We start from the raw sequence: 17664 nt of genomic DNA, 5'->3' as shown, positions 1-17664 counted from the left end.
TTTTCAAATGGATGTTGTGGTACGGGCCGAAGCTGGCCCTGCCACATGAAAACGATGCGAAGGCTTAGCCTTCAACCTCAATGCCCATGGAACGAGCGGTACCCTCGATGATCTTCGCGGCAGCGTCGATATCGTTTGCGTTGAGGTCCTCCAACTTGGTCTGAGCGATCTCCTTGATCTGATCCATGGTGACCTTGCCGACCTTTTGGGTGTGCGGCACGCCGGAGCCTTTCTGCAAACCAGCAGCCTTCAGCAGCAACTTAGCTGCCGGTGGGGTCTTCAGTTTGAAGGTGAAGGACTTGTCTTCATAAACGGTGATTTCAACCGGAACAACATTGCCCCGCTGGGATTCGGTTGCAGCATTGTATGCCTTACAGAATTCCATGATGTTAACACCGTGCGCACCAAGGGCTGGACCAACTGGTGGTGCTGGGTTAGCAGCACCGGCGTCAATCTGAAGCTTGATTAGGCCAGCGACCTTTTTCTTTGGAGCCATCTTTTTACCTCTTCCTATGTTAACGAGGCATATGCAACCACTGGATATGATGGTCCAACCACTGGTCACGCCCCGTCCGGATGCCCCGCAATCTTTCTTGAAGGATTACCAAAGCCACCGGGGATGAAAACGAATAACGCGCGCATACACACGCGACGAAACATTTTACCGCAGATAACATCCATACCCTAATCGACTATTGCTTTTCGACGAAGCCACAACACCAAAGCAGCATTAATAACCGTCCACAACTTGCGGGCATCCCCAGCTTGCCTGTACCACCAATCAGGGGACGCACCCACCCCGACACCCCCACCAACAAAATCCAGCATCTGAATAAGCTTCTTAGTTTAATAAACCCTTATGGAACCCCAAAGATAAATGCGGAAAAGTGGATACACCGTTGGGGGCAGTGTAGGTCATTCCGGTGCCAGATATGACAGACATAAATGATGGTGGCTGTTGTGAGTCTATTTGTTCCACAGCTTTTGCCAATCGCTCAATACCACCCTCTACGCTCCGGTAACCTAATTTCACTTCAACTGCACCCCACCTGCCATCTGGCAACTGGATAACCGCATCGATTTCGTATCCATTTGAATCCCGATAATGATAAAGCCTTCCACCCATTGCTTCTGCCATGACGGTCAGATCATGGATCACAGCAGATTCAAACAAGAATCCTAGAGTTTCCGGGTCTTCACGCAGTGTCTTTGCACCCGCATATAGTGCAGCCGCCGCTAACGACGCATCTGCAAGATGATATTTTCGAGAAGTTCGCAACCTTGCTTTTGAGCGCAATTTCGGTGCCCATGCCGGCACGCTTTCCACTACAAATACTCGTTCCAACAAGCCAACTAGGTGAGCAATAGTTTCATTTTGAATACTAGGCGCCACGGTCAAAATATCTTTGCGCAACGTCGTGATAGACATTTCGGTTGCGACGTTTCGTGCAATTGATTGTAGAAGGTGCCGTATCACCTCTGCATCCAATCGAATTTCCGCAAGCCGTGGAATATCTGCATGTGCGATTTCTTCCAGATAGGCTCCAAGAACCTGCCCGGCATCCTCCAATGATAGTTTTCTCTGAGCTGGAAAACCCGAGGTAAGTAATGCATCGATGTTTTCTTCCACGCTCCACTGCATCGGATCAGTGTGAGGTAATTGCCCCTGGAAAAGCTCGTCGAAGAATATCGCTGGCTTCGACTTACCTTTTTCCTCCCAGGTCATTGTCCGTTCACGAATACGCAAGAATCTAGCAGCACCAGTATGCCGCGTAATATCGTCACTCGGTACGGCAGAGCCTGTCAGAATAAACTGCCCAAAACCTTGCTGACGATCCACTGCCCGACGCATTTGATTCCACACATAAGGCTCAAGTTGCCACTCATCGATAAGATGCGGAGGCTTACCTTGAAGTGGGTATTGCGGGTCGATATCAATTAGTTGTTGGGTTTTCGGATCATCTAAAAACACAGCACTTGAAGCATGTCGCAATCCAGTAAACGTCTTACCTGAACCACGTGGACCTTCAATAAGGACAGCACCGCTTATACTCAACGCGCGCGCAACTTGCGTATCAACAACACGTGGAATGTAGTTTTCACCGAGCAATAAATTCGTTTCCATGACCCCACCCTACCAGCGAAAACCCACCTTCATCCAACCTAGGCCGAAAACTGCAGACACCCTAGGCGGAAAAATGCAGGGCTCCTAGGCCGTAAATTGCAGACATCCTAGGCGGAAAAATGCAGAATTTTTATCCAACTAAAGTTGTAAAGAAAGCGCCCACACCTATGTCGTGCGGGCGCTTTAAACGTCGAAAAGCAACGGAGGTTTAAGAAACCTTTTCCACTTGGTCGAAGGTCAGATCCACAGGGGTTTCGCGGCCGAAGATGGACACAAGCACCTGAAGCTTGCCGTTTTCCGCATCAATGGAGGAAATCGTCGCGGAGACGGAAGCGAAAGCACCGGTAAGGATGGTGACGGCTTCGCCGACTTCGTAATCCACGGATACCTGTGGGGCGCCGGTTTCGGTTGGCATAGCAACAACTTTTTCCCCGTCGGGGGTTTCGGCGGCAGCGCCCTCAGCAGCGGCGTTTTGTGGCAGGAGGAACTTGGCAACGTCGCGGTGCTTAACCGGGGTCGCATTGCCCTCATTACCCACAAACGAGGTCACGCCTGGGGTTTCCCGCACCACGGACCACGCCCGGTCGTTGATGTCCATGCGCACCAAAACGTAGCCCGGCAGCAGTTTGCGCTTGACCATTTTGCGCTTGCCGTCTTTGATTTCAACGGCCTGCTCAACAGGCACCACGATTTCAAAAATGGAGTCTTCTACTTCAAGGGTTTGGGCGCGCATATCAAGGTTGGTTTTCACCTTGTTTTCGTAGCCGGAGTAGCACTGGATGATGTACCACTGGCCGGGTTGCTTCTTTAGTTCGCGGGTAAAGGCACGCAGCCGGGCCTTGTATTCGCTATCTTCTTCGGCTGGGGTGCTGGTCTCAGCCGCGTCAACAGTTTCGGCAACGGCGACGTCAGCGGCCTCTGCGGCCTCCACCACGGTTTCCGGCGCGTCGGTTTCGTCGGTGTCGTTGTTGGTGTTGGCTTCTGCTTCTTCGAAGGCTGCCGCGAAGGAGTCTAGGTTGTCCTCGCTCATTGTTTTCTCCTTGAGGTATGTGGAAGTTTTTTATTGTTTCTATGCTATCCGAAAGCCGAAAATTTGCTTTTCGACGCCTACACCGCAGGTGGTAACTGGGGCAAAAATTATCCCGCCGTCCACGTGGGATTTTCGGCGGGATTGTAATAGCTATGTACTGATGTTACCTACCTGGTAAGCACCTTTTCAACTCCGAGACCAGCAAGGAAATCAACCCCGGCTACAAGAGCCGTTAAAAGGATAAGGAAGGCGAATACGATGATGGTGTAATTGACCATTTGCTTCGCGGTTGGCCAAATAACCTTTTTCATTTCGGAGACAACCTCAGGAACGAAGGCGACTACCTTGTTGGGGCCTTTTTCTTCCGGCTCGATTGTTGCCTTAGCCTGTTTCGCCTCATAGGAGGCGGTGGAGGTAGTGCTAGCGCCTGAAAGTTGACGCTTACCGGTAGGGCGTACGCTGCCTACCTGGTTTGGCTTTTCTTCGCTCACGGCTCTCCTCGGTTCTACGTTTTTAAATATTTGCGCATTTAGCTTCGTGTTTAAGTGTATGTTCACTGCCACTTAGCTAAAGCTCACAGTTTTTCGACTATACCAAATACCCTACTGATTTCACTACTTGGCTCAACCGCAGCACGCTTGACCGGCACGTCACCTGCTTTCGGCTGAGCCAAAGAGAATATCGCGTAATTGTTGGGCTTTGGTTTTAGCCGCCGTTTTCTTCTTTGCCTGGGCAAGCACGCTGAGGCTGTCCCACTGCTCAGCAGGGATTTTCCCACGCCGGGTGGCTTCGGCAAATAGCGTTGCGTGGTTAAGCGCACAGGCCAAAACCTTTGCTGTCCACATCGGCGGGGTTTCCTTAGACGCGGCGTGTTGCAGTGACGCGGTGATAATCGGCCACAGGTAGGCCGCGGTCATCGGATTTTTATCAATCAGCCATACGCACCGGGCTGGCGAAAATTCCGCAAACTGCACGAGTTGCTGTGTTGCCTCTTGTACTGTTTCCGGCGGACAGAACGTGCCTTCCCGCATCATCGTCGTCACGCAGTTGCGCGCCCATTCGACTTCATATTCACTGGCAAGACATCCGATTACCACCAGGAATATAAAGTCTGAATGTTTCGTCGGCTTCACCGCCAGCGGCGCATGTGTGTTGTCTTTGCGGTTGCGCCACCGGCTAAAGAAGAATTTTCCGGATTCGAAATAAAGAAAACCCGACTCACCACCTTTCTCGCACTGCACCTGTGCTTCTGCTTCTATGTCGTAGAACCAGCCGGATTTATTCACTATTACTGGCTCGTCAAACCCAGGAATATCTAGCGTCAGCTCTGCGGTTTTCTTCTTCGTATGGCTATCGGCGAGCCTAAAGCCGCTCAGCCGTGCGCCATCGACAATCCGCGGTTTTTCGCTGGCGCCCGCAATCCACTGCGTGTCAAAGTCGATCGACTCGGCGGCAGTTTGCTTGTCGACGACCTCCGCTGTCGGCCCCTCATGATCAGGCAGTGCGGCTACCGCCTCCCGTGCCATGACAACCGCCTGCGATTTCCCGTTGCGCCGTGCCAATGCCCGCAGTCCTGGAACGGCGCCGTTGTGTGCAGGCGCATCTCCAACTGCGAGAGCATGGGCAACCGATGGCGCAAGATCAGCCATCAGCGCCGCGATCTCAGCGGTACCGGCGAAAAGCCGTTGTGACTTGCCGGAGGCAACCAATAACCCATCAAGCACCGGCCAGACAACCGAGAGTAGTCCCTCTTCTGCCACCTCACGCATGGCGTGAGCAAACCCAGCGAGGTTTTTCGGGAAATTAGACCGGTCAAGATCCGTAGCATCAAGTTTTTCCGGTTCAATCAACCCGCGATTAAAAGCATCAACCAAAGCTTGTCGGCATTCAGCGCGTACCTCAGGTTTTTGATCGCGTTGAGCACCTAGGAGGTTCACCGCCACTGCAGATTCCAACGGTTTTATTGACCGTGCTGCTTGGCTAGCGATATGGCCTAGCTTTGAATAGTTATATGGCGACCAGACGAGCCTGTCAAAACGTTCCTGGTTACTTCGCGGAAAGACCTGGTAGTTAAACTTGATCGCCATCTTTGGATGAAGCAAATTCGGAACTGTGCGTAGTAACTTTGGAAATTCGTAATAAAACCAGTTTTGATTGGATTCCTTCGTACTTGGCTCACCATACATCCGGGAATTCAGTTCCTCATGAGTACTGAGAAGATCGAGCACTTCCGCCACATTTTTAGCTACTGGTGAGTTGTCAATACCAATGATTCCCACCGCGCAGCTTGTCAGCTGCATCGCCGCATCTTTTAGGTCTACCAGCCGGAACACCGCCAGGAGAAAATCAGGGGCGTAGACGGGAAGACCCGCCTTTTCGTATTCCGCTATTCGGGCGCAGAAATCGGCGACACTGATCGAATAATCCACACAGGTGGGCGTGCTCAATAACGCTGGCATTGCCTCTGCGTAACACAGCACAGCTTGGGTGCGCATATCGGTCACGCTAACCTCCCATTCCGGCGCTTCCCACGGTGAAAGAATTCTTGATGTTGCCTGGTTGAAAAAGTATTCATTTAATCGCCCAATCCCCCGCATAAACGTCGCCGAGTCGCTTCGGAGCAATTGATGCGCAACGACAACAAATTCTTCATCCCGCACATCAGAAGTGCTGCCCTCAAAAACATTAAGAGTCTCCACCAAGTGAGCCAATGTTGAAATGCCTGGTGATGGGGCGTCGAAAAGCGGCAAATCCCACAGCGGCGGCACGGATCTCCACGGCAGCGAATCCGCCTCCGTGTCGGCGACGACCGTATCTGGTCTCACCTCGCATAATGACAACAACGTCGTGGCTGCTTTCTTCACACCCGCATTGCGTTGGTTGGCAAGCTCAATAACTCGGGGGCTGATGAGCGAACAAAGTTCTGCCCGGTCATTCTCGGGCAGCTTTTCTAGCCGGGCATACAATGCTTTCAACACTGCGGTTAGTGCCTTGCCGGTCTTGACGAATAGGCAACTCATGGCAATATCGCCAAGTTGAATACCTGTGGCGCTACCGATAAGCGGCACCCCAAATTTCTCCACCAACGGAGCTTCCCCGGTTGCCAACAACCCCGCGAACAGCTCGCCATGCGCGGCAATTTCCTCTGTAGTGATCGCAAGCGTTTCGCTTAAGATCTCCGACCATTTCTTGCGATCACCCGGACGTTGCGCGCATTCCAACGCCTGCAACACCAAGTTAAACCCCTGCTGCCTAGTCAACCAACCGATGTCAATAGCTGCCGGAATCAACGCCCCGAACGGCCCTGTGGCAGGCACATTGAGTTGAACTCCCTGAACAAGGTGTTCATAAAACCTCAGCTTGAGGTCCTCTTTTTCCGGCAACGGCTCGTCTGTCAAAAGTTCAGCTGGGTAGTCAGTGATTCGATCAGCACACAAACACGCCCAATCCCGTAGATAACCCACATGCGCCGGAATCGTGAAATCTGGAAGGGTTCCGAGCCACATGGCAACACCAGCTCCATAGGCAAATGCGTGTTCCCAGGCCCGGAAATCTGGGCGGCAGGTCCTATCAATAACCTCCTCGGCGTACTTCGAACCGCGACTTGCCACAACTTGGGCCACCGGCCGCCCGACAGGGGCTAACTCCACAGCACGGCGGGCATCAACACCGACGCGAATGGCAAAACAAGCGAGCATATTCCGGTCAACGTCGATAAGCGACTGGGTGCGATATTTATCGTTCTCGTCGAAAAAGCCCCGCGACCAATCGCCCTTTGCTAACCCGTCACGGGCGATCTTCCGCTGCTTCGCATCGCCAATCTCAAGCTGTAGAACCTCAGACGGATCGGCTTGATCCCAGTGAAGTTCTTTGAAAATCTCTACTGCCTTTGCCAGCGCATCGTTGTGCTTCATAGCCAATCAACCTAGCAAGTAGGGCTAACATGCGGGGTTAAATGGGGTAAAACTTTGCTTCGAACGCTTATGGCTCAGCTGCAATTGAAAAACCGGTGATCCTCTACCTTTAAAGCAGAAATCACCGGTTTAATTTTGCAGGGGCGACAGTGTGTGGAGTCATGACATAGTTGACATTTCTGTTCTGGGGTTTTCTGAATGATAGTTGACAGGTCAGTCGCGACATCGTTGACAGTTGTGGTGTGGCCGAAAAACTATTGGCACTTGACACATCAGTCGCGACATCGTTGACACATGAATAGTCCTCATCGAAACCTTGCAATCGTTCGATATGTTGTTGATCAAGGGCACACTGTTGCCGAAGCTGCCCAACATTTCAAAGTGTCACGTCAATGGGTTTACACCATCCTGCATCGGTTTGAAGCAGGTGGAGAAGCTGCAGTGCAACCTCGATCGAAAAAGCCTTGTGTAAACCCACGGGCAGTGACCGACTCAGTGCGCCACGAGATCACCACAATCCGCATAAACCTCACCAAAGCAGGATTTGACGCGGGCCCAGATACCATTGCCTCGCATCTTCGTCGTCAAGGAATGCACGTTCTGTCAACATCAACGATCCGTCGTATCATAACCGCAGCTGGACTGGTGAAACCACAACCGCAAAAACGCCCGAAATCCTCCTATGTGCGGTTCGAAGCCGCACTACCGAACGAATGTTGGCAAGCAGATGTGACCTACTGCTACCTTGCAAACGGGCAACGGGTCGAAATTCTTGATTTCCTCGACGATCACTCCCGCTACCTGCTTTTTATCAAAGCATATCCAATATGTACTGGTGTGGATGTTGTTGACGCTATGCAACAGCTGATCAGCACCTACGGAACGCCACAATCAACCTTGACTGATAACGGCATGATTTTTACCGCCCGATTCGCAGGCATGCGTGGTGGACGCAACGGGTTTGAGGTTTTCCTTAACAAACACCATATCCAGCAGAAAAACGGTCGTCCTGGGCACCCACAGACCCAAGGAAAAATCGAAAGGTTTCACCAAACGCTGAAAAAATGGCTCAAAGCCCAACCAACCGCGCGGACAATAACACAACTACAACACCAACTCGATGCATTCGCCAAGTACTACAACACCCAACGACCACACCGAGCGTTGGCCAAAAGAACCCCTTATGAGGCGTATACACACCTTCCCAAAGCCTCACCGCTGACCCGTACCGATAACGAATGGCGCACCCGGAAAGACAAAGTAGACAAGGCAGGACGTGTCACACTCCGATACGCTGGACGGCTGTACCACCTAGGAATTGGACGCCCATACAGTGGGCAAAAAGTCACCATGGTCATAGTAGATAAACACATCACCACCGCGCTTACCGCCACCGGCGAAATCCTCACCGAACACGTCATCGACGAAACCCGCGACTACCAAAAACCCATCTGGAAAAACACACAAAAATAACCGGTGATCGGTGTTCCTATTCCAGAACACAGACCACCGGTTATGTCCACCATGTCGCGACTGATATGTCAACTATGTCCCGACTGATGACATTTGCAGGGGCGACAGGACTCGAACCTGCAACCTACGGTTTTGGAGACCGTTGCTCTACCAATTGAACTACGCCCCTATGTAATTGTGTGCCTTTCAATTTCTGAAAAGCTACCTGCAACACTACCAAATTCGGCACGTGTCGGGTGGATGTATGAAAAAACAGACGTCGAAAAACATATCAAGTTATTCGGGACGCCTACAAAACATCATCCAGTAGCGATGGCGAGAATTGAACTCGCGACACAGCGATTATGAGTCGCTTGCTCTACCACTGAGCTACACCGCCATACCGTTATCTTCTATTAGACCATAAAAGAAAACAGAGCCCCCTGACAGAATCGAACTGTCGACCTTTTCCTTACCATGGAAACGCTCTGCCGACTGAGCTAAGGGGGCGAAGCTTCTTGTTGTGGGTTTTGCATCACCCGCTTCGTTGAAGCCTTCAATACAATAACCCGACTACAACCAAGAAAACAAATCACCAGTTCAAGACAAGTTTTTGCCAACGCTCTCGTTTTACCATATCCCCTAACTACCAGTCGCGGGGTATGCCACGATCACGTTTTTATGTTCAAGCGGAATAGATCATTCAGCCTCAGATTAGGCATTGAATTAGGAGTTTGCTATTAGAGCTCTCCCGATAAGGTAACCAGCTATGCTTTCCCCCTTTTTTAAGCAAAACCCGTTATATATTCCTGTCTTGTTTTTATCTATTAAGGGGTCAAACTCACACTGTCACGGGCAGTGAGGTGTGTTAACTGCCTGGGTTTTGATAATGCGGAAGCAATTTTTCCTACATTTTCCCTGTTTTAGGCTACGTAGCGCCACCGCAAAGCAACTGACAACATGAGTAAAAAAATATCCCCGACTCGACCTATTTGCCCTGCGCGCCACGGAATCGGCCACCACTACACTAAAAGGTCGAGTTGCCCCAGCGGGCCCGCACTGGTTACCGGCCCAGCCGTAGATTCGCGCTGCTTGATCACGGTTTTCAGACCTGAAACCACAGCATCATAGGCACGTAATCCCACAACGAGGGCTAGGTAATTAATTGCCAGCCCTATACCTCGAACCGGCTGGGTTTTTGAATCCTTAAGTCCCATTCCTAGGCGCGGATAAAACACCCGGATGGGCACCAACTCGACCTATTCGCCCTAAGCGCCACGGAATCGAACACCATTACACTAAAAGGTCGAGTTGTCCCCAGGGTGCCTGCACCTATCACTTGTTTTGGTGCATATTTTCCCTACTTAACCCGCGGCTTCAGCACAAACATGCCGTAAACCAGGTGAAGAGAAAACCCCCAATGGCCATTTCCAACTTGTATGGAAACAGCCATTGGGGGCACTGGTCTTACCCGGTTATGCATCCACAATTCGCATTAGCCTTGTGAACTTAACGACGGGATGTTCGGGTTAGGAATAACAACTTTATGCGGCTGCGGACCCTGCTCAGGTGCGGTGACTGTCACGCTTGCAATCTGGGTTCCAGCATTTTTGAAATCGCAGTCGAAGCTTAGGCTGATTTGCTCCCCAGGCTTGGCCGGTAACGAGAAGATACCGTTGGGGGTGGTGTACTTTGCATCGTCAGTCTGCGGTTCGGTGGTGTCATACCGTACTGAGCAATGGCGGGGCAGACCGTTTTGGTCTACCACTTTAAACACCACAGTATGGTCGGGATTTACCGAAGAGAAACCCAGCATGTTGCCCAATCCGGCTATGGCCGCCAGCACGAATGGGATGATGAGGGCCATCAGGCCAGACAATGGGCGGAATTTCTCCACAAGGCTTTGGAAGTCAAAAGACATTGCCACTCCTTAAAAAATCATAAAAGAAAGCTGGGATATGATTATAGCTTGATTGGTTTTCAAATTAACCCAATAAGAGCGCGGGGGTAGCAGGTTTTCAATAGAATAAAACCCCAGTCCTTATATAGGATTGGGGTTTTATTGTGCCAGGTAGAAGATTCGAACTTCTGTAGGCGTGAGCCGACGGATTTACAGTCCGTTCCCTTTGGCCGCTCGGGCAACCTGGCGTGCGCTAAGTACTTTACTATGACCTACCCACGTGTTGGCAAATCGCCACCTTAACTGGGTGTTATCCCACCCGGGCAACGGTGAATTGAGCTAAAGCACGTAATGCTTGCGTGGTCGGGTTTTCCGGCAGTTTCGCCAGGCTATTTTCCGCAATATTCAGATAGTGACGAACATCGGCAAGTGCTTTTTCTCGGCCGGTGGAACGGGCAAGCAGATCTAGTGCCTCGGTGACGGTAGCGTCGTCGACAAGCGGACCGGTGAGGATCGCCCGCAGCTTATCACCTACCGGAGTGTCTTCTGCCAGTGCATACAGCACTGGCAGTGTGAATACCCCTTCGCGTAAGTCGGTGCCAGGGGTTTTTCCGGAGTCAGTGGAATCGGAGAAAATGTCGATAATGTCGTCGACTATCTGGAAAACAACTCCAATCGCGGCACCGAAATCCCGCAACGCAATCCGCATGTCCTCGGTCGCGCCAGCATGCATACTGCCTAGGTAACCTGCAGATGCGATAAGCACCCCGGTTTTTTCCTCAACGACTTTCATGTAGTGGGAAATCGGGTCAGTCTCACCCGGGCCGATGGTTTCCCGCATCTGGCCGGTGACTAATTCGCCAAAGGTTTCAGCAAAATGTGCAACAGTTCCCACCCCCAGTTCACTCATGATCCGGGAGGCATGTGCGAGCAGAATATCGCCCGCCAAAATCGCCACAGAATTATCCCACCTGGCATTCGCCGAAGGCACGCCGCGCCGCATTTCGGCTTCGTCCATCACGTCATCGTGGTACAGGGTTGCCAAGTGGGTCATTTCGATAATCACTGCGGCTTTAATCACGTCGTCGCACATGGGGTTCGGCCCGTAATTCGAGGCCAGTAACGCGAACATGGGGCGGAAACGTTTACCGCCAGCCGCAGTCAGATGCATTACTTTTTCACTGAGGAAATCTGCACTTTTGCCGAGTTCGTCACGCAATAGCGTTTCCACTCGGCTCATGCCGCTCAAAACTTGGTCGTTGAGGGCTTCGTCGCCGAGATCGACGCGGGTACCGATAGCGGAATCACCAGTGTTCTGGCGAAGTTCGGCACGGTTACTCATGCTGAATCTACCTTTACTACATTAAGGCCGAGCGCGAATCCAGCCACCGCCGCACAAGGCAGTTTATGGAGTGCATTTTTCTAACTAACCACTTAACCGTAGTCCAAAGTTGTCCGGACATACACCCCAAGGTTGGCATGTCTGACTATTTGCTTGCAACAATAGTGGACGTGACCGAATCTTTCGACCCCTTAGCCGCCCCCACTGTACAAGACGGGCAACAGGTGGAATTGCTTATCATCGGTGCCGGACCCGCCGGTTCCGCAGCTGCCAGCTATGCTGCCCGGCGCGGTATGGACACGGTAATCATAGACGGACAGCGGTTTCCCCGAGATAAGACCTGTGGCGATGGACTCACCCCCCGCGCGATCGCCCAGTTGTGCTCTCTAGGCTTAGCCGATGTAATCACCAACCGGTACAGTTCCCAGGGGTTGAAGCTGCACGGTTTCGGTGGCAGTGTGACCGCGCCGTGGCCGGATACTTCCTTCGGCACGGTTGGTTCGGCCATGCCGCGCACTGAGTTTGATGCTTTATTGTTAGAGCACGCATTGGGCAACGAGTCGGTGCGGTTTCATCAAGCGGCAGCCGTCGGTGTGGAGTTTTCCGACGGCGGTATCAGCACCGTTGTGCTTGACGACGGCACAAGGTTGCAGCCGCAACATGTCATCGTTGCCGACGGGGTTCGTTCCACCTTTGGCAAGTTATTGGGCCGGGTTTGGCATAAGGAACAGGTTTATGGCATTGCCGCCCGGTCGTATTGTTCCACTCCGCTATCAGCAGAACCATGGATTCATTCCCACTTAGAGCTACGTGACGAATCGGGAGACATCCAACCGGGCTATGGCTGGATTTTCCCGCTGGGTAACGGAATGGCGAATGTTGGTTGTGGGGCGTTGAGCACCACCGCTCGCCCCGCGAAGATTAATACCAAGAAGTTATTGCATCATTATGCGGCGATGACACGTGATGACTGGAGCTTCGGCCAGCCGGAGAAAGTAACCTCGGCGCTGCTGCCGATGGGTGGTTCCGTTAGCAATGTTGCGGGGCGAAATTGGATGCTCATTGGGGATGCAGCTGCATGCGTGAACCCGCTGAACGGTGAGGGCATTGACTATGCATTGGAGACGGCGGAGTTGGCCGTCGAAAAGCTATCACCTGGCAAGGACTACAGCCTTCTATGGCCAGCAACTTTACGACACCACTACGGTGCAGCATTCACACTGGCTCGTACTGCTGGCCGACTATTGACGTATCCGAAGTTTCTGGCAACCTTAGGCCCGCTGGGCCTGCGAAAACCGCTTGGGGCGGTGCTAATGCCTGCGGCAGCCCGGTTGATGGGCAACCTGGTCACCGACGCCGACCGAGACTTAATAGCCTGGTTGTGGCGCAAAACCGGTGACACTCTAGCCCGTCGTGCCGATACCGCGCCACTATGGGGCACTCATTAAAGAGGTTTGGTGGCAGAATGAAGTGCCACAATGCCACCAGATAAGTTTTGCCAACCACACCCTTGCCAACCGTTGTCATTGATGATACGGGCAAGGGCTTCCTGGTTCGGCCACGCACGAATTGTATCCGCTAAATATTCGTAGCTTTCAGGATTAGAGGAAACCACCTTGGCGATAGCCGGGAGCGCACGCATGAGATATTCCATGTAGATCGTGCGAAATACCGGAATGACCGGAGTGGAAAACTCCGCCACAGTCAATCGTCCCCCCGGTTTAGTTACTCGTGCCATTTCCCGCAACCCGGCGGCACAGTCGTGGATATTACGCAACCCGTAGGAAATGGTTACTGCATCAAACGTGTTGTCTGCAAACGGCAATTGCATCCCATCACCGCACACCTTGGGCACCTCCCGATCCCGCCCGGCAGCCAGCATGCCGAGGGAGAAATCACAAGCGACGCACCACGCACCGGATGTCCCCAATTCCACCGTGGATACTGCGGTACCTGCGGCCAAGTCAAGAACTTTATCCCCAGGTTTCAGGTCCAATCGTTCCCGGGTACGTTTGCGCCACATTCGATCTTGGCCAAAACTCAAAATCGTATTCGTGATGTCGTATTTTGCTCCCACAGAGTCGAACATGCGGGCAACGTCGTGCGGGTTTTTCTCCATTGATGCCTTAGCCACAGGCAACAGTCTAACCCCACTTTTATTTTTCGAGTTAGTTCCCGTGTTGGGCTAACCATAAGCCTTCACCGCTGTTCGAGCCGCAATCACCTGGTCACACTGGTGCAATAGCTGTGCGCATAGCCGCTCCCACCCATTGTGCACAACGCTTAACCGTGCGGCCCTAGCCATGGCTGGATAGTCGCAGATATGCCGGATATCTTTGATCGCCGCAACAATCCGCTCACTGAATTCTTCAGGTTCTAACAATTCACCGGTTTCGTGAACCCGAATGAGATCCGCCGGCCCACCCACCGACGTAGCTATCACCGGAACCCCCGAAGCGAGAGCTTCCTGGATGGTTTGGCCAAAAGTTTCGTGTTCACCCGGGTGGACAAAAACATCAAAACTGGCGTAAGCGCGGGATAATTCTGCACCGTGCAGAGTTCCGGTAAAAACCGCCTGTGGCAGGAGGCGTCTTAAATGTTCACCCAGCGGACCGTCACCAACAATAACCAATTGCATCGTCGGATCATTGGCAACCGCAATTAGCCGATGCAGGTTCTTTTCCTTGGCTAACCTGCCAACATACCCGACGATGGTTTTGTCCGGCGCGCCCCAGCTGCGCCGAAGCGTTTCCTGGCGGTTGGCTGGCTGAAATAGCTGGGTATCGACACCCCGCCCCCAATGCTGAACATTATCAATATTATGCTCAACCAACGCTGTGATACTTGCAGTCGAAGGTGCCACCGTGCGATCAGCTGCATTATGAATAACCCGAAGCCACCACCAAACAATCGGAACCATTGCTCCCAACCGGTACGTGGTGGCAAAACCAGCCACATCCGTCTGAAAAGCGGCAATACACGGGATAGATAGCAACCGGGCAGCAAGGATTCCCGCAGCGCCAACAACAAACGGGCTAGCACAGTACACCACATCAGGTTGAAACCGGTAAATGGTGGAATAGATCCTGCCCGAAGGAATACCTACCCGAAACGACGCAATACCCGGAATCCGAAGGGATCGTAACCGCACCACCCGAAAACCGTAAGCGAAATTGCTGCTAGACGAGACCGGATAACCGGGAGCAATAACCACAACATCATGGCCGTGGTCGCGGCAAAACTCCAGCAACCGCATAATCGAATTGCTCACCCCGTTGACCTGCGGGGCAAACGATTCCGCAACAATAGCTATCCGCATAACGGTTACGTTTTGTTTCGGGGCGCAATGGTAATCGTACGGGTACGCACAGGTTTAGGCTGTGGTGTGATCTTGCGTGCCAATATAACCCCAATCACGGCCACCACATTAATCACCGCGATAGTCGACAACGTAGGAATAATCGCAAGCGTCCATTCCCGACCCTGCACCTTGACCAGGTTCGGATTAGAACGAGCATATGTCACCCACACCCGTTGCCCTGCACCCAATCCGGTGGGATATAACAAGCCAGATTCCGGGGAATGTACCCGACCTTGGTCGTCTTGAAATTCCACGATAGCCCTGGTTTTCGTCACCGAAGTAACCCGAGCCAACGCCCGGCCGGGGTCTTTATCGATCATATAATCGTTAAGCCCAGCACCAGCCAGCATGGCACCGCTGCCCAACATAGCAACGGCATAAAGCACAAACACTGCCTGCACCACGCGCCGTTTAATACGGTCAGCGCTATAAATCGGGATGCGTTGGATCATCGTGGACATAGTTTAAATTGCGTTCTTAGCTTTCAGTACGTCATGCAACTGTCGTCGGGTATCTCGTTGGGTTAGCGCCTCAATAACAGTAAACCCACCAGAATCGATAGTATCCAACAACGCCGCAACCAATTCAGATAGGGTCTCGACCCTCCGATAATCATGCCCGAAACCAACACACAATGATTCAATATCTACCGCGTGCGGCGTGCCAAATGCCTGTTCAAAACTCGGTTTATATTCTTCGGCACCGATCTCCAGCGTTTCAAAAATACCACCACCATTATCATTAGCCACCACAATGGTGAGATTTTCCGGCTGCGGTGAACCCGGCAACGAAACCAACCCGCCAAGGTCATGCACAAACGTCACATCACCCATGATCGCCACCGTACGCGGCGCACGCACCTGATCGGGATACCTTGCTTGGGTCGCCAGCGCCACCCCAATCGCCTGCGAAATATTACCGTCGATTCCGGCCACACCGCGTGGGGTGAACGTGTCTACCCCGTCGAAAGGCAAACCCACCAACGAACAATCCCTAACCGGATTCGACGGGCCGATGAATAACGTATCACCGGTGCCCAACGTGTCAGCCACCGCCGCAGCCACATGCAAACCCGTAAACCCAAATTCCGGCTCCGCAAGCACTTCCCGCACCGTCGCAGCAGCCATGTCAGAGGCGGCAGTACAAATCTTGAGCCACTCCGGTGTGGGCTGACCAGTGACCTTGACCCGACTACCAACCCGAACCTGCTTACGGAACGGATTAGTCACCGTATCCGTGCGAGTCAACACCACCACATCCACATCTGGATCAGCCACAAGTTTTAGCACATCGCGATGCAACGTAGGATGACCAACCACGATCACCTGTTCCACTTTGGTATCCACCACAAATCCCGCCGCTGACACCTGAGTTTTAGCAAACACCGGGGCTGCTAGTGGATGCACCGGGTGATACGGCGTTGGTGCCGACGGCTCAGCTATGGTCGGCACATCTTCCAACCCAGGCACCGCCCAAGCCTCGTCACCAGCAATCACCAAGGTGCGTACACGAAGATCGACGTCTACTACCCCGTGATCCACCTGGCCTATCAACTGGTAGTTGTTATGGCGCGCTACCGGTTCCGGCACCAACGGCAAACCAGCCACCAAAGGCTCCGCAAATCTAGCATTAATATGAACCACCGGGGCTGTGAACGCGTCGACAAGCATCGAAAGATCAGCAACAGTGGCTACATCAATGGTTGGAAGCGTTAGTAACCCACGTTGTTCAATAGTCTGATTTGCCCCCGTGCCCACCAGATCCACCGGGCGATCCGCAGAAATAATGGCTAGCGGCACATGCGCATGACGTGCCTCCACAACCGCTGGCAGGCAATTAGCCACCGCAGTACCGGAAGTAGTCACTACACCCACATGCCGACCAGTAACCCGCGCCATACCCAACGCCGCGAACGCTGCTGAGCGTTCATCAATCCGACTATGCACCCGAACATCTGGGCGAGCAATCAACGCCAGTGACAACGGCGAATTACGTGAACCAGGGCAAATAACGACATCAGTGATATGCCGGGCCAATTCTTCAGCTAAGGCCACAGCCAATGCCGCAGCAGAATGTTGAGCAAACGTCATGATTTACAATTCTAGTTTCAAAGAAGTACCAGTCAGCGTTGCGGGCTGAACCAAGGCCGAAGGCGGAACAGTTTCGTAGATAAGCCGACGTGGTTCAGCAGCAATAGTGTTAAAAAACTAACGAGGATTTACCCGAACCGGATGCCTCGGTGAAAACTGTCAACCAACGTTTGGAGATTTCACCATCCAGGTTTTTCACAATATTCACACGAGCACTGCGCACTTTGATAACGCCATAGGTATCAGCGACAAGCGGAACGGACGAAAGGCCATGGTTAACCATCGTGCCACAACCTGCCGGGCGACACCTAGTTGATAGCTGATACAAGTCAAACAGACGACGAAAACGTCGACTATTCATAAGACAGTTGCCTGGGCTTTTCTGTGATAAGCATGTCAAGCCCTACGAACCTGACGTTAGGGAGAAATAAACGCAATACAATATTAGCG

The 17664-nt window shown here is 52.5% G+C and carries 15 protein-coding genes, 4 tRNA genes and 1 pseudogene; 2 read left to right on the top strand and 18 right to left on the bottom strand.

Going from position 1 to position 17664, the window contains the following annotated elements; translation table 11 throughout:
* Window positions 1-64 precede the first annotated feature (64 nt).
* The 6 genes from rplK to CMUST_RS01840 all read right to left on the bottom strand — a co-directional run bounded on the left by rplK (window position 65) and on the right by CMUST_RS01840 (window position 7069).
* A complete protein-coding gene (gene rplK, locus CMUST_RS01860; protein ID WP_047261093.1) occupies window positions 65-496 on the bottom strand; it encodes a 50S ribosomal protein L11 in 432 nt (143 codons plus the stop codon).
* 188 nt (window positions 497-684) lie between these two features.
* Complete coding sequence (locus CMUST_RS16740; RefSeq protein WP_158408183.1) at window positions 685-828, bottom strand: hypothetical protein; 144 nt, start codon at window positions 826-828, stop codon at window positions 685-687.
* Window positions 829-841: 13 nt separating this feature from the next.
* Window positions 842-2125, bottom strand: coding sequence for an ATP-binding protein (locus tag CMUST_RS01855; RefSeq protein WP_047261092.1), 1284 nt, complete (start codon window positions 2123-2125; stop codon window positions 842-844).
* A 208-nt stretch (window positions 2126-2333) separates the two neighbouring features.
* A complete protein-coding gene (gene nusG, locus CMUST_RS01850; RefSeq protein WP_047261091.1) occupies window positions 2334-3155 on the bottom strand; it encodes a transcription termination/antitermination protein NusG in 822 nt (273 codons plus the stop codon).
* A 167-nt stretch (window positions 3156-3322) separates the two neighbouring features.
* Entirely contained in the window at window positions 3323-3646 is a 324-nt protein-coding gene (secE, locus tag CMUST_RS01845) for a preprotein translocase subunit SecE (protein WP_047261090.1), read from the bottom strand.
* Between the two features lie 159 nt (window positions 3647-3805).
* Window positions 3806-7069, bottom strand: a complete 3264-nt coding sequence (locus CMUST_RS01840; RefSeq protein ID WP_047261089.1) for a hypothetical protein — start codon at window positions 7067-7069, stop codon at window positions 3806-3808.
* A 294-nt stretch (window positions 7070-7363) separates the two neighbouring features.
* Here CMUST_RS01840 and CMUST_RS01835 point away from each other — a divergent pair, with 294 nt between their 5' ends.
* Window positions 7364-8542, top strand: coding sequence for an IS481 family transposase (locus tag CMUST_RS01835; RefSeq protein ID WP_047261088.1), 1179 nt, complete (start codon window positions 7364-7366; stop codon window positions 8540-8542).
* Between the two features lie 96 nt (window positions 8543-8638).
* Here the strand turns inward: CMUST_RS01835 and CMUST_RS01830 are convergent.
* The 7 genes from CMUST_RS01830 to CMUST_RS01800 form a co-directional block, all read right to left on the bottom strand.
* Window positions 8639-8711: transfer RNA gene (locus CMUST_RS01830), tRNA-Trp, on the bottom strand.
* 138 nt (window positions 8712-8849) lie between these two features.
* Window positions 8850-8921, bottom strand: a tRNA-Met gene (locus CMUST_RS01825).
* A 37-nt stretch (window positions 8922-8958) separates the two neighbouring features.
* A tRNA-Thr gene (locus CMUST_RS01820) sits at window positions 8959-9031 on the bottom strand.
* Between the two features lie 512 nt (window positions 9032-9543).
* Window positions 9544-9771 carry a hypothetical protein gene (locus tag CMUST_RS01815; protein WP_144414096.1) on the bottom strand — a complete coding sequence of 76 codons (228 nt, stop codon included), beginning with the start codon at window positions 9769-9771 and terminating at the stop codon, window positions 9544-9546.
* A 245-nt stretch (window positions 9772-10016) separates the two neighbouring features.
* A complete protein-coding gene (locus CMUST_RS01810) occupies window positions 10017-10442 on the bottom strand; it encodes a hypothetical protein (RefSeq protein WP_047261086.1) in 426 nt (141 codons plus the stop codon).
* A 144-nt stretch (window positions 10443-10586) separates the two neighbouring features.
* Window positions 10587-10669: transfer RNA gene (locus tag CMUST_RS01805), tRNA-Tyr, on the bottom strand.
* A gap of 62 nt (window positions 10670-10731) precedes the next feature.
* Window positions 10732-11763: a polyprenyl synthetase family protein gene (locus CMUST_RS01800; RefSeq protein ID WP_047261085.1), complete on the bottom strand. Its 1032-nt coding sequence runs from the start codon at window positions 11761-11763 to the stop codon at window positions 10732-10734.
* A gap of 137 nt (window positions 11764-11900) precedes the next feature.
* On the opposite strand from CMUST_RS01800, the gene CMUST_RS01795 reads away from it, so the two are divergent.
* Window positions 11901-13211, top strand: coding sequence for a geranylgeranyl reductase family protein (locus CMUST_RS01795; protein WP_047261084.1), 1311 nt, complete (start codon window positions 11901-11903; stop codon window positions 13209-13211).
* Here the strand turns inward: CMUST_RS01795 and CMUST_RS01790 are convergent.
* From CMUST_RS01790 to CMUST_RS16500, 5 genes and pseudogenes are all read right to left on the bottom strand, one after another.
* Entirely contained in the window at window positions 13208-13897 is a 690-nt protein-coding gene (locus tag CMUST_RS01790) for a demethylmenaquinone methyltransferase (RefSeq protein WP_047261083.1), read from the bottom strand. The genes CMUST_RS01795 and CMUST_RS01790 overlap by 4 nt on opposite strands.
* 51 nt (window positions 13898-13948) lie before the next feature.
* Window positions 13949-15082 carry a glycosyltransferase family 4 protein gene (locus tag CMUST_RS01785; RefSeq protein WP_047261082.1) on the bottom strand — a complete coding sequence of 378 codons (1134 nt, stop codon included), beginning with the start codon at window positions 15080-15082 and terminating at the stop codon, window positions 13949-13951.
* Window positions 15083-15087: 5 nt separating this feature from the next.
* Complete coding sequence (locus CMUST_RS01780; RefSeq protein WP_201779213.1) at window positions 15088-15585, bottom strand: DUF3592 domain-containing protein; 498 nt, start codon at window positions 15583-15585, stop codon at window positions 15088-15090.
* Between the two features lie 3 nt (window positions 15586-15588).
* Window positions 15589-17214, bottom strand: coding sequence for a 2-succinyl-5-enolpyruvyl-6-hydroxy-3-cyclohexene-1-carboxylic-acid synthase (menD, locus tag CMUST_RS01775; protein WP_047261081.1), 1626 nt, complete (start codon window positions 17212-17214; stop codon window positions 15589-15591).
* 45 nt (window positions 17215-17259) lie between these two features.
* A pseudogene (locus CMUST_RS16500) lies at window positions 17260-17497 on the bottom strand (hypothetical protein); the annotation flags it as partial.
* Window positions 17498-17664: the final 167 nt, after the last annotated feature.

The organism is Corynebacterium mustelae (assembly GCF_001020985.1).
Taxonomy (GTDB): domain Bacteria; phylum Actinomycetota; class Actinomycetes; order Mycobacteriales; family Mycobacteriaceae; genus Corynebacterium; species Corynebacterium mustelae.
The sequence above is the reverse complement of the archived record's forward strand: the minus strand, read 5'-3'. Positions and strand labels throughout refer to the sequence as shown.

Bases quoted from the DNA above. Each gene is read 5' to 3' on its own strand.
- rplK (WP_047261093.1), bottom strand. From the start codon at position 496: ATGGCTCCAAAGAAAAAGGTCGCTGGCCTAATCAAGCTTCAGATTGAC.
- CMUST_RS16740 (WP_158408183.1), bottom strand. From the start codon at position 828: ATGCTGGATTTTGTTGGTGGGGGTGTCGGGGTGGGTGCGTCCCCTGAT.
- CMUST_RS01855 (WP_047261092.1), bottom strand. From the start codon at position 2,125: ATGGAAACGAATTTATTGCTCGGTGAAAACTACATTCCACGTGTTGTT.
- nusG (WP_047261091.1), bottom strand. From the start codon at position 3,155: ATGAGCGAGGACAACCTAGACTCCTTCGCGGCAGCCTTCGAAGAAGCA.
- CMUST_RS01840 (WP_047261089.1), bottom strand. From the start codon at position 7,069: ATGAAGCACAACGATGCGCTGGCAAAGGCAGTAGAGATTTTCAAAGAA.
- CMUST_RS01835 (WP_047261088.1), top strand. From the start codon at position 7,364: ATGAATAGTCCTCATCGAAACCTTGCAATCGTTCGATATGTTGTTGAT.
- CMUST_RS01810 (WP_047261086.1), bottom strand. From the start codon at position 10,442: ATGTCTTTTGACTTCCAAAGCCTTGTGGAGAAATTCCGCCCATTGTCT.
- CMUST_RS01800 (WP_047261085.1), bottom strand. From the start codon at position 11,763: ATGAGTAACCGTGCCGAACTTCGCCAGAACACTGGTGATTCCGCTATC.
- CMUST_RS01795 (WP_047261084.1), top strand. From the start codon at position 11,901: ATGTCTGACTATTTGCTTGCAACAATAGTGGACGTGACCGAATCTTTC.
- CMUST_RS01785 (WP_047261082.1), bottom strand. From the start codon at position 15,082: ATGCGGATAGCTATTGTTGCGGAATCGTTTGCCCCGCAGGTCAACGGG.
- CMUST_RS01780 (WP_201779213.1), bottom strand. From the start codon at position 15,585: ATGTCCACGATGATCCAACGCATCCCGATTTATAGCGCTGACCGTATT.
- menD (WP_047261081.1), bottom strand. From the start codon at position 17,214: ATGACGTTTGCTCAACATTCTGCTGCGGCATTGGCTGTGGCCTTAGCT.